Annotated in this window: 10 protein-coding genes and 4 tRNA genes; 2 read left to right on the forward strand and 12 right to left on the reverse strand. The window is 15.4% G+C overall.

Annotated features, from left to right (window positions below; translation table 11 throughout):
- From rpoB to N2591_RS00055, 11 genes are all read right to left on the reverse strand, one after another.
- Positions 1 to 3990 (reverse strand): DNA-directed RNA polymerase subunit beta, encoded by a 3990-nt coding sequence (rpoB, locus tag N2591_RS00005; RefSeq protein WP_318165916.1) that lies wholly within the window; start codon positions 3988 to 3990, stop codon positions 1 to 3.
- A gap of 4 nt (positions 3991 to 3994) precedes the next feature.
- Positions 3995 to 4375: a ribosomal protein bL12 gene (locus N2591_RS00010; RefSeq protein ID WP_318165917.1), complete on the reverse strand. Its 381-nt coding sequence runs from the start codon at positions 4373 to 4375 to the stop codon at positions 3995 to 3997.
- Between the two features lie 32 nt (positions 4376 to 4407).
- Entirely contained in the window at positions 4408 to 4956 is a 549-nt protein-coding gene (gene rplJ, locus N2591_RS00015; RefSeq protein ID WP_318165918.1) for a 50S ribosomal protein L10, read from the reverse strand.
- 1 nt (position 4957) lies between these two features.
- On the reverse strand, positions 4958 to 5602 hold the full coding sequence (locus tag N2591_RS00020; RefSeq protein WP_318165919.1) for a 50S ribosomal protein L1: 645 nt from the start codon (positions 5600 to 5602) through the stop codon (positions 4958 to 4960).
- Positions 5592 to 6029, reverse strand: coding sequence for a 50S ribosomal protein L11 (gene rplK, locus N2591_RS00025; protein WP_318165920.1), 438 nt, complete (start codon positions 6027 to 6029; stop codon positions 5592 to 5594). The genes N2591_RS00020 and rplK overlap by 11 nt, the downstream gene beginning before the upstream one ends.
- Before the next feature lie 11 nt (positions 6030 to 6040).
- Positions 6041 to 6535: a transcription termination/antitermination protein NusG gene (gene nusG / locus N2591_RS00030; RefSeq protein ID WP_318165921.1), complete on the reverse strand. Its 495-nt coding sequence runs from the start codon at positions 6533 to 6535 to the stop codon at positions 6041 to 6043.
- A gap of 9 nt (positions 6536 to 6544) precedes the next feature.
- Positions 6545 to 6617 (reverse strand) — tRNA-Trp (locus N2591_RS00035).
- 23 nt (positions 6618 to 6640) lie between these two features.
- Positions 6641 to 7819 (reverse strand): elongation factor Tu, encoded by a 1179-nt coding sequence (tuf, locus tag N2591_RS00040; RefSeq protein ID WP_318165922.1) that lies wholly within the window; start codon positions 7817 to 7819, stop codon positions 6641 to 6643.
- Between the two features lie 19 nt (positions 7820 to 7838).
- Positions 7839 to 7911: transfer RNA gene (locus N2591_RS00045), tRNA-Gly, on the reverse strand.
- A gap of 7 nt (positions 7912 to 7918) precedes the next feature.
- Positions 7919 to 8002: transfer RNA gene (locus tag N2591_RS00050), tRNA-Tyr, on the reverse strand.
- Between the two features lie 7 nt (positions 8003 to 8009).
- A tRNA-Thr gene (locus N2591_RS00055) sits at positions 8010 to 8082 on the reverse strand.
- A 47-nt stretch (positions 8083 to 8129) separates the two neighbouring features.
- On the opposite strand from N2591_RS00055, the gene N2591_RS00060 reads away from it, so the two are divergent.
- A complete protein-coding gene (locus tag N2591_RS00060) occupies positions 8130 to 10748 on the forward strand; it encodes a class I tRNA ligase family protein (protein ID WP_318165923.1) in 2619 nt (872 codons plus the stop codon).
- On the opposite strand, the gene N2591_RS00065 is transcribed toward N2591_RS00060, so the two are convergent.
- On the reverse strand, positions 10732 to 11244 hold the full coding sequence (locus tag N2591_RS00065) for a crossover junction endodeoxyribonuclease RuvC (protein WP_318165924.1): 513 nt from the start codon (positions 11242 to 11244) through the stop codon (positions 10732 to 10734). The two genes, N2591_RS00060 and N2591_RS00065, sit on opposite strands and share 17 nt — an antisense overlap.
- Positions 11245 to 11268: 24 nt before the next feature.
- On the opposite strand from N2591_RS00065, the gene lon reads away from it, so the two are divergent.
- On the forward strand, positions 11269 to 13566 hold the full coding sequence (gene lon / locus N2591_RS00070; RefSeq protein ID WP_318165925.1) for an endopeptidase La: 2298 nt from the start codon (positions 11269 to 11271) through the stop codon (positions 13564 to 13566).
- Positions 13567 to 13568: the final 2 nt, after the last annotated feature.

The raw sequence follows: 13568 nt of genomic DNA on the forward strand, positions 1-13568 counted from the left end.
TTAATTAAATTTATTAAATTTTTTATTAAATTTTTTTAATTTTTTTTTATCAATTTTTTTCTTTTTATTTTTTTTAATTTTTTTAATTAAATTATTTAAAATATTTAATTGTTTAAATATATTATTTTTATTATTTTTTTTAAATTTATTAAATAAAGAAAATATATTAAATAAATTTAATATTTTTTTTAAAAAATTTAATTTTTTAATTTTTTTAAAAAAATAAAAATTATTTAAAAGTTTTAATAGTTTAAATTTATTATATTCATTTAATAGAGTAAAATGGTTTAAATATTTAAATAAATATTTAAAATGTTTAAATAATTTTAATTTATTTTTTATTTTTAATATTTTTAATTTATTTAATTTATTTAATTTATTATTTTTATTAAATTTATTTAATTTTATATTTAAACATAAACCTTTTAATTCTTTTATTAATACATTTAATGATTCAGGAATTCCAGGGTTAGGAAGTTTTTTACCTTTTACAATAGCTTCATAAGTTTTTTTTCTACCTATTATATCATCTGATTTAATAGTTAATAATTCTCTTAATATATTAGATGCTCCATATGCTTCTAAAGCCCATACTTCCATTTCTCCAAATCTTTGACCACCATATTGCGATTTACCACCTAATGGTTGTTGAGTTATTAAAGAATATGGACCAATTGATCTAGAATGTATTTTATCTTCTACCATATGACCTAATTTTAACATATATATTACTCCTATAGTAACTTTATTATTAAATTTTTCACCTGTTAAACCATCATATAAATCAGTTCTACAATATTTTTTAAGTTTAATATATTTTTTATAATATTTATTAATATTTTTAATTGAAAAACCATTAAATACAGGTGAATAAAAACTTATTTGTTTTTTATATCCTATATAACCTAATATTGATTCTAATATTTGACCTATATTCATTCTAGAAGGTACACTAAGAGGATTTAAAATTATATCTATTATAGAACCATCTTTTAGATAAGGCATATCTTCTTCGTTTAATATTTTGGCTATTACTCCTTTATTTCCATGTCTTCCAGACATTTTATCCCCTACTTTTAATTTTCTTTTAATTGCTATAGTTACTTTAGCAACTTTAATAATATCATTAGATAAATCCTCACCTATTTGATATTTATATTTTTTAATTTTAAATTTATTAATTAAAGACTTAATTTTAAAATTATAATTATTAATTAATGAATTAATCGTTATTATATTTTTTTTATTTAAATCAAATAAATATATAAAATATTTATTATATTTTAATAATAATTTATGAATTTTATTAATAAATTTCTTTTTATTTAAATTATTAATTTTAATATTATTAATTTTTAATTTACAATTTTTAATTATATTATAAATTTTTATTAAAAAAAATTTATATAATTTTTTTTTTTGTTTATTAAAATTTAATTTCATTTTTTTTATATTTTTATTTAAAATTTCTGATTTTATTACTACACCATATAATGATGAATGTGCTCTTAAAGATTTATCAATTACTTGATTAGCTTTATTTCCAAATATTAATTTTAATAATTTTTCTTCTGGACTTATTATTGATTTTTCTTTAGGTGCTATTTTACCAATTAATATATCACCAGGTTTTACATAAGTTCCTATTTTAATTAAACCATTTTTATTTAAATATTTAGTTTCATATTTATTTAAATTAGGTATATCATTAGTAAATTCTTCATTTCCTAATTTATTATGTTTTAATTCTAATGTAAACTCTTCTATATGTATAGAAGTAAATGAGTCATTTTTTATTATTCTTTTAGATACTATTATAGCATCTTCAAAATTATAACCTTTCCAAGTCATAAAAGCAACTAATAAATTTTTACCTAACGCTAATTCACCATTTTTATTACCAAAACCTTCACATAATATTTGATTTTTTTTTATTTTTTGTCCTTTTTTAACAATAGGTTTTAAATTAATACAAGTATTCTGATTAGTTTTTTTAAATTTTTTTAATTTATGTATATAATATTTTTTGTTTAAATTTAAATTATTATTAGTATAATTATATTTTATAATTATTCTATTAGAATCTACATATTTTACTATTCCCTGAGATTTAGCGTTTATATAATTTCTTGAATAAAATATTACTTTTTTTTCTATACCTGTACCTACTATAGGTGGTTCTAATTTTAATAATGGTATAGCTTGTCTCATCATATTAGATCCCATTAAAGCTCTATTAGCATCATCATGTTCTATGAAAGGTATTAAAGAAGCTGATATAGATAACATTTGATTATAATAATAATCTTTATAATTTATATTTTGTTTTTTAAAAAAATTACATTCATTATTTTTTCTACCTATTATTATGTCTTTTTTAATATTTATGTTATATGGTACTATAATTTTATTAAATTCTTCGTCTGATGTTAAATAAATTTTTTTTTTACTTATTTTTCCATTTGTAATTTTATAATACGGAGATATTAAAACTCCCATTTTATTTATTTTAGTAAATAAACATAATGAATAAATTAAACCTATATTAGGGCCTTCTGGTGTTTCTATCGGACATAATCTACCATAATGTGAATAATTTACATCTCTTACTTCAAAACTAGCTCTATCTTTTATTAATCCTCCAGGTCCTAATAACGTTAATCTTCTTTTATGTGTTATTTCAGATAATGGATTAGTTTGATCTAGATATTGAGAAAAAGGACTAGTACAAAAAAAGCTATTAATTAAGGAAGATAATATTTTAGAATTAATTAATTTTTTAGGGGTTAAATTTTTTAAATTAGAATTTAATTTATCTTTAATTATATTAGCTAGTCTTTTAAATCCTATATTAAATAAAGAATATAAATGATCACCAATAGTTTTAATTTTTCTATTTGATAAACTATCAATATCATCAATATCATTTTTAGAAATAAAAAAATTAATTAAATTTTTAATTATAAATTTAATATCTATATAATTGATAGTCTTTAAATTAGAATTATTATTAATATTTAATTTATTATTTAATCTATATCTTCCTATTTTACCTAAATTATAATTTTTTTTTGAAAAAAATTTGTTATAAATAAAATTTTTAGCAATATTATAATTAGGTGGTAAATTATTATTAAATAAATAATATATGTAGTTTAAACTTAGTTTATGAGTTTTATATAAATCTTTTTTTATAGTATTGATATATATATTATATTCTATAAAATTTTTTATTATATAAATTTTATTAATATTATTTTTTAATAGTAATTTAATATTATTAAAATTTATTATATTATTTTTTTTAATTAATATTTTATTATTTTTAATTATATCAAATGCATTTTTAGTATTTATTGAATTTATAACTTCTATTTTTTTAATTACATTAAATATTTTCATTAATTTTTTTTCACTTTTATACCCAATTGCTTTTAAAAATATAGTTAAAGGAATTTTTTTTTTTTTATCTATTATTAGATATAAAATATTATTTTTATTTAAATTGAATTCTAACCATGAACCTTTTTTAGGTATAATTTTTGCATAATATGATTTTTCCTTATAAATACCAAAAAATAAACCTGGTGATCTATGAATTTGAAAGACTATTACTCTTTCATTACCATTTATTATAAATGAACCTTTTGATGTAATTAATGGACATGTACCTAAATATACTTTTTCTATAATTGATTTATTTTTATAACTTAATTTTAATTTTAATATTAATGATATATTGTATGTTAATTTATATTTTATACATTCATTAATTGAATATTTAGGTTGTTCAATATAATAATTTAATAATTTTAAAGATATATTTTTTTTTTTATTATAAATTGGAAAAATATTATTTAATATTTTATATAAACTATATTTTTTATAATTATTTAAGTTAATAAAATTGTTAAATGATTTTAATTGTGGTAATAAAAAATCTGGAAAATTAATATTTTCTTTAGTAAAATATATTTTCTTTTTATACATAATTTTATTTTATTTCTATAATTGCATTAATTGCTTTAAATTGGTCTTGTATTTTTTTTGCTTCTTCTAATTTAATTGATTTTTTAATTAAACTAGGCATATTATCTATAAATTTTTTAGATTCAGTTAAACTTAATCCAGTTATTGATTTTAATAATTTAATAACTGGTAATTTTACAGTGCCTATAGATTTTAAATAAATATTTACTTTAGAATTATTATTAGTTGTATTATTAGTAGTATTATTAGTAGTAGTATTAGTAGTAGTAATAGTATGATTATCATACTTAATTCCATATTTATTATCTAAAATTTTAGTTAATTCATTAATATCTTTAATATTTAAATTAACTAATATTTCAGCAATTTTTTTTATATTTTTCATATATAATATAAATATTAATATAAATATAAATATTAATTTATATTATTTTTTAATTTATTTAATAATATTTTATTTATATTTAAAATTTTAATTTTTTTATAATTAATTATAAAATTAATGAAATTTTTTATTTTATTAATTAATATAAAAATAATATTATTAATTAATTCATTTTTAGATTTTAAATTACATAATATATTTATAGAATTATCCCCATAATAATATTTTTCATCAATATATGCAACTTTTAATATAGGATAATTATTATTTAAAATTTTATTATTTTTAATTATATTAGCTATATTCTTATAATTATTTGAAAACATTATTGAATTATTATATTTTAATATAGGTGATAACTTTTTTAATATATATTTTTTTCTTTTAATTATTAAAAATTTTTTAAATAAAGTATTTTTTATTTTTAATAATTTTATATTATTATTATTACAATCTTTTTTAAGTATAAATAAATTTTTAGAATTAAATGTAGATATATCAATTATATAATAATAATTAAATTTTTTAAATAATTTATTAAGATTATTAATAATTTTTTTTTTAATATTTTTATTAATCATATTATATTAATAATTTAAAACTTGGCCCCATAGTGCTAGATAAATATATGTTTTTTATATTAAATAAATATTTATTTTTTAATATATCCATTTTATTTAAAATATATTTTAAATTTTTAATTAAAATTTTATTATCAAAAGATATTTTACCTATAGTAATATTAATTATTTTGTTATTATTATTTTTAATTTCTATATATTTGCTTGATATAATTTGTTTTATTGCTTTATATGGATCATTTGTGATATTATTATTAGAAGGTATTAAACCTTTACTACCTAATATTTTTCCTAATTTTAATATTTTATTAATATAACTTTTAGTAGTAACAATAACATTAAATTTAGTCCATTTTTTATTTTTAATTTTTTTAATATATTTATTACCTCCTATATAAATAGATTTATAATTTAATTTTTTTATTTTATCTCTTTGTTTTTTAGGTATAATAGCTAAAATTATATATTTTTTTCCATTTCCATAAGGTAATAATAAATTTTCTTTTATTATATTAATATTATTATTATTTTTTTTTTTATTTAAAATTAAATTTATATACATATCTATTGAAGAATCAAATTTAGTTTTATTATATTTTTTAATTATTTTAAATATTTTGTCTATATTATAATTATTATTTTTCATTTTTTATTACATTTATCCCCATAGATTTTAATGTCCCTATTATCATAGATATTGCTGATGATAATTTAAAACAATTTAAATCTGGTAATTTATATTTAGCTAATTTTTCTACTTCTTTTATATTAATATTATTTATAATTTTTTTTTTAGGTTCTGATGAACCTTTTTTAATATTTAAAATAGAAAATATTTTTTCTTTTATTGTTTGTTTTTTTATTATAAAATCATAAGTTTTGTTATTATATACAGTTATTATAATAGGTAAAATTTTTCCTTTATATTTTTCAGTTTTTTTATTAAAATTATTACAAAAATCCATAATATTAATACCAACTGATCCTAATGAAGGACCAATAGGTGGTGATGGATTAGCCTTTCCTCCAGGAATACTTAATTTTATTATTTTTAATATATTATTATTATTCATATAATTTAAATTTAATATTTATTTATATTATTAATATTTAATTCTATTTTAGTATTTCTTCCTAATAATTTAATAGATAATATAATATTATTTTTTTTAATTTTTTCAATTTTTCCTTTTATATTATTAAAAATTCCTGAATTTATTATTACATTATCACCTATTTTATAACTATTATTATATTTATTTTTTATTATATTTTTTAATTCATTTTTATTAATTTTTAATGGTAATTTATTATTTCTTTCATTTAAAAACCCTAATATTCCCTTTATTTTTTTTAATATTAATAATATATATTTATTTAAATATATTTTAATAAACATATAACCTGGTATAATTTTTTCTTTATATATTTTTTTTTTACCATTTTTAACTCTAATATATTTTTTTGTAGGTATAAATATATATTTAATATATTTTAATAATTTTTCTTTTATTTTATTTATAATATATTTTTCTTCTCCATTTATTATTTTTAATATATACCATTCTTTTTTTTTCATATATTAATACACGGATGGTAAGACTCGAACTTACAACCTTCGGTTTTGGAGACCGATGCTCTGCCAATTAAGCTACATCCGTAGTTTTATTATTAAATTATTATATTAATTTAATAATTCAGTTATTTTTCCTGCTCCTACTGTTTTTCCCCCTTCTCTAATAGCAAATTTTAATCCTTTATTAATAGCTATAGATTTTTCTAATTTTATAGTTGCATTAATATTGTCACCTGGCATTACCATTTTAATTCCTTTTTCTAGATAAATAGTACCAGTAATATCAATAGTTCTTAAATAAAATTGAGGTTTATATTTATTATAAAACGGAGTATGTCTACCACCTTCTTCTTTTTTAAGAATATATATTTGTGAATTAAATTTTTTATATGATTTAATAGTATTTGGAGTACATAATACCATACCTCTTTTAATTTGTTTTCTTTCTATACCACGTAATAAAATACCAACATTATCCCCTGCTTCTCCTTTATCTAATATTTTTTTAAACATTTCAATTCCTGTAATTGTAGTATCAATAATTTTATTCATTCCTATACATTGTATTTGATCACCTATTTTTATAGTTCCAGTTTCAATTTTTCCTGTACAAACAGTACCTCTTCCAGTTATTGTAAATATATCTTCAATAGACATTAAAAAAGGTTTATTAGTTTCTCTTATTGGATTAGGTATATTTTTATCTATTGTATCCATTAATTTATATATAATATCTATATATTTTTTATCTCCTTTTAATGCTTTTAATGCAGAACCTTCTATAATAGGTACATTATTATAATTGTAATAACTTAATAATTCATTAGTTTCAATTTTAACTAACTCTAATAATTCTTTATCTTTTATTAAATCTATTTTGTTTATAAATACTATTAAATAAGGTACATTTACTTGTTTAGCTAATAATATATGTTCTCTAGTTTGTGGCATTGGTCCATCAGTAGCAGCTATTACTAATATAGCACCATCCATTTGAGCTGCTCCAGTAATCATATTTTTTATATAATCTGAATGTCCTGGACAATCAATATGAGCATAATGTTTATTTTCTGTTTCATATTCTATATGTGAAGTATTAATTGTAATACCTCTTTCTTTTTCTTCAGGTGCATTATCTATAGCTGAAAATTTTTTTTCTATAGCTAATCCTTTTATTGATAATGCTTTTGTAATAGCTGCTGTTAATGTAGTTTTTCCATGATCTACGTGACCTATAGTACCTATATTTATATGAGGTTTTTCACGAATAAATTTTTCTTTTGACATTTTAAATTTATAATTTATAAGCGGAAAACGGGTCTCGAACCCGTAATCTTCAGCTTGGAAGGCTGACGCTCTACCAATTGAGCTATTTCCGCAAAATTATGGGGAGAGTAGGATTTGAACCTACGAAGATAATTAATCAACAGATTTACAGTCTGTCCTCGTTAACCACTTGAGTATCTCCCCAATATTAAGCCGATGGTAGGATTTGAACCTACAACAACGAGATTACAAATCACGTGCTCTACCGATTGAGCTACATCGGCATTTATTAATAATTAATATAATATAAATATAATAATAAAACAAAATAATGCAATATAATTTTAAAAAAATAGAAGAAAAATGGAGAAAAATCCATAATAAAATTAATTTTTTAAAAATTAATAAAAAAAAGAAAAAAAAATTTTATATACTTAATATGTTTCCTTATCCTTCAGGATATGGATTACATGTAGGACATACAGTAGGATATATATATTCAGATATAATTGCTAAATATAAATTAGGTAAAAATTATAATATATTAAATCCTATAGGTTTTGATTCTTTTGGTTTACCTGCAGAACAATATGCTATTAATAATAATGAACATCCAATAAAAATAATAAAAAAATCAATAAAAAAATTTAAAAAACAAATTAAAAGATTAGGAGTTTTTTTTAATTGGGATAGAGAAATAATAACTCATAATAGTAAATATTATAAATGGACACAGTGGATATTTATTAAATTATTTAATTCATGGTATGATAAAAATAATAATAAAGCTAGAAATATAAAATATTTAATTAATAAAATTAAGAAAAATAAATTTTTTTTAAATAAAAAGTTAATAAAATTTAATGATGAAAATAAATTATTTAAATTTTTAAATAAATTTAGATTAATTTATTTAAAAAAAAGTTATGTAAATTGGTGTCCTAAATTATCTACTGTACTTTCTAATGAAGAAATAGATAATGGAAAAAGTATAAGAGGGGGTTATGATATTATTAAAAAAAAAATGTTACAATGGCATATAAGAATTACTAAATATTGTGATAGATTATTAAATGATTATAAGTATATTAAATGGCCTAAAAATATTAAAAAATCTCAAAAACAATGGATAGGAAAAAAAAAAGTAAATTATTTTTATTTAAAAAATAAAAAAAATAAATTTAAAATATATTGTTATAAAAAAAAAGATATTAATAAAATTAATAATATAATATTTGTTGCCCCTTCTTATAATACAGATATATTAATAAAAAATTATATAAAAGATAAAAATAAAATTAAAAAGATAATTAATTCTATTTATAATAATGAAAAAAAAAAAATTTTAATAAAAACAAATATATATAATAATAATAATAATAAAATAAATATATATATTAGTAATTATTTTATAAATAAAAGTTTAAATAATGTATATATAAATATAAATAATAAAGGAAATTTTTTTAAATTAAAAAATTATAAAATATTAAGTTTAGAAAAAGATTTTAATATAAAAGATATTAAAATAGATAATAAAAATATTAAGAAAAAATTTATTTTTAATTTAAAAGATATTGTATTTTCAAGACAAAGATATTGGGGAGAACCAATTCCAATATATTATAAAAATAATATTCCATATAATATAGATATAAAAAGTTTGCCATTAAAATTACCTTATATAAAAAATATTAATATTTTAAAATTAAAAGATTATGATAAATGGGCTTGGAATAATAAAAATAATAAAATTGTAAGTAAAAAATTAATAAATAAAAAAAAAAATATATATAAATTAGATGTAAATACTATGCCTAGTGTTGCAGCATCAAATTGGTATTATATAAGATTTATAGATCCTTATAATAATAATACTATTGTAAATAGTAATAAAATAAAATATTGGAAAAATGTAGATTTATATATTGGAGGTTCAGAACATACTAATGGACATTTATTATATTCTAGATTTTGTCATAAATTTTTGAAAGATATAAAAATATTGAATACTAAAGAACCATTTAAAAATTTTATTAATCAAGGAATTATATTGTATTATTCTAATATTATTTATAAAATAAAAGATAAAAATATATTTGTTTCTTATGATATAATTAAAAAAAATAAATATATTAATATTCAAAAAATATATGTAATTAAAAAATATATAAATAATAAAAAATATTTAAATATAAATAAATTTATAAAAAATTATAAAATATATAAAAATTTTAAATTTAAATTAAATAATAATAAAAAATTTATATGTAAAATAAAATTAGAAAAAATGTCTAAATCAAAATTTAATATAGTAAATCCTGATGAAATTATAAATAAATATGGAATTGATTGTTTTAGATTATATCAAGTTTTTATGGGACCTTTTAATAAAAAAAAAATATGGAATGTAAATAATATAATAGGAATTTATAGATTTTTAAATAAAATTTGGAATTATATAATTAATAATAATTTTATTAATATTAAACCTAATTATGAAGAAAATAATATAATTAATAAATTAATATTAAAAATAAAAAATAATTTTAAAATTTTTAATTTAAATACTTCTATAAGTAATTTTATGATTACTTTAAATAAATTAATAAATATTAAGTGTTATAATAAAATTATTATTAAAAAATTTATAATATTATTTTCATCATTTGCTCCTTATATATCAGAAGAAATTTGGTTTTTATTAGGTAATAAAAAAAGTATATTTTTTGAACAACAACCTGATTTAAATAAAAAATATTTAATAAAAAAAAATATTAAATATATAGTTATGATTAATAATAGAAAAAAAATTATTATTTATATAAATAAAATTAATAATAATAAAAATTATTTAATTAATAAAATAATAAATAATAAAAATTTAAATATTAAAAATTATAAAAAAATTATTTATATAAAAAATAGAATTATTAATTTTTTAATTTAAGTTTAGTTTTAATTATCATAATGTGACATATTACAATACTTAAACTATCTATATAATCATAATTTTTATTATAATTTAATTTTTTATTTAAAATATTTTCTAATATATTTTTTATTTTTTTTTTAGAACAATTTCCATCTCCTGAAATTATATATTTTATAGTTTTTGGTGAATATTCTATAAAAGGAATATTATAATATATAAATAATAATAAAATTGTTGTTTGTAATTGAATTAAATTTCTCATAGTTTTTACATTTTTTCCTAAAAATATTGATTCTATAACTAAAAAAGTAGGATTATATAATTTTATTATTTTTTTTATTTTTAAATAAATTGTAATTAATTTTAAATATATATTTTTTATATTAGATAATTTAATATCTTTTAATAATATTATAAATATTTTATTATGATAAAATTCTATTACAGATAAACCTATATTATTTAATCCTGGATCTATTCCAATAATAATATTCTTTTTATTGATATTCATTATAATAATAATTAAATTTAATATATGAAAATATTTAAGAAATACAAATATTATAAAAAGAAAATTAAAAAAATTAATAAAAAAATTTGTAATATTATTTCTATTAAATATAATGTATTATTTCCAGGCTTAATATTAATGATTAATTTAAATAATAAAAATATTATTAATAAAATAAATAATTTATATAAAAAAAAAAAATTAATAGGAGTAATTACAAAAAATAATAAATTAAAAAATAAAATATATAAAGTAGGTACTGTAGGAAAAATATTAAAAATTATAAATTTAAATAATAAATTAATAATTATAATAAAAGGTAAATATAGATTTAAAATTAGAAATAATTTATACAATTATAATAACAAATATTTTAAAGCTATAATAAAAAAAATAAAATCTTATAAATGTAGTAATAAAAAATATTTAATATTATTTTATATAATTAAAAATTTAATAATAAAAATAATTAAAATAAATGATATTTTAAATAATAAATTAATTAATACTGTATATGAGATTAAAAATATAATACATTTAACAAATTTTATAAATATAAATTTAAAATTAAATTATAAAAAAAAACAAAAAATATTAGAAGAAAATAATATTATAAAAAGATTATATAAATTATTAATCAATTTAAAAATAGAATATAAAAAAATTTTATTATTTAATAAATTTAAATATAAAATAAATAATAAATTAAAACCTAAAATTAATAATTTTGATTTTTATGAAGATAATATATTAAAATCATTATTAAAATTATATAAAAAAAAAAAACATAAATTATCAAAAAAAGTTAAAAAATTTTTTTTAGTTGAATATTATAAACTTAAATTATTAAATTATCAATTACCAGAATATTCAATTAATATAAATTATTTAAAGTTTTTTATTTCATTACCTTGGTATAAGTATACTAAAGATAATTATAATTTATTAAGAGCTAAATTTTTATTAAATAAATTTCATTATGGTTTAAAAGATATAAAAAATAGAATATTAGAATATTTAGCTATTTATAAATTAAAAAAAGGTAATGTAAAATCTCCAATAATATGTTTATATGGTCCTCCAGGTGTAGGAAAAACATCATTAGGAATATCTATAGCTAAAGTATTAAATAGAAAATATGTAAGAATATCTTTAGGAGGTTTACATGATGAATCTGAATTAAGAGGCCATAGAAAAACTTATATAGGAGCAAGACCAGGTAGAATATTACAAAATATAAAATTAGCTAATAGTTCAAATCCAGTTTTTGTATTAGATGAAATAGATAAAATAAGTGTAGGATATAATGGAAATCCCTCATCAGCAATGTTAGAAATTTTAGATCCTGAACAAAATAAAAATTTTTATGATAATTATTTAGAAATTGGATATGATCTATCAAAAGTTTTATTTATAGCTACTGCAAATAATATTAATAATATAAATGATGCATTATTAGATAGAATGGAAATAATTAATATTAATGGATATGTAGTAGAAGAAAAAATTAAAATAGCAAAAAAATATATAATTCCACAACTAATAAGACAAAATGGAATAAAAAATAAAATTAAAATTAATGATAAAATATTAAATAATATTATTTTAAATTATACTTATGAATGTGGTATAAGAAAACTTAAAGAATGTATAGATAAAATTATACGTTATATAGCTAAATATTTAGTTATGAAAAATATAATAATTTCTAAAATAGATAATAAATTATTAGTTAAAATTTTAGGATATTCAAAATTACATAAAACATATGAAAAAATTAATATTCCAGGGGTATGTGTAGGATTAGCTTGGACTAATAATGGAGGTGAAATATTATATATAGAAACCAATTTAATTAAAGGTAAAGGATTATTAAGTATTACAGGTAATGTAGGTAAAATAATGAAAGAATCAGTTATTATAGCAATGAAATATATAAAAGCTAATTATAAAATATATAATATAAATTATAAATTATTAACTAATTATGATGTTCATTTACATATTCCTGAAGGTTCAATACCTAAAGATGGACCCTCAGCCGGAATAACAATATTTACTGCATTATTTTCATTATATACTAATAAAATAATAAAACATTATACAGCAATGACAGGGGAAATAACTTTAAGTGGAAAAATATTAGAAGTAGGTGGTATAAAATATAAAGTATTAGGAGCTAAAAGATCATTAATAAAAAATATAATATTACCAAAAAATAATAAAAATGATGTAAAAGAAATAAATAAAAAAATATTAAATAATATTAAAATATTTTATGTAAATAAATTAGAAGATATAATAAAAATAGCATTTAAATAAAT

It is taken from the genome of Candidatus Shikimatogenerans bostrichidophilus (genome assembly GCF_033370915.1).
Lineage (GTDB): Bacteria > Bacteroidota > Bacteroidia > Flavobacteriales > Blattabacteriaceae > Shikimatogenerans > Shikimatogenerans bostrichidophilus_M.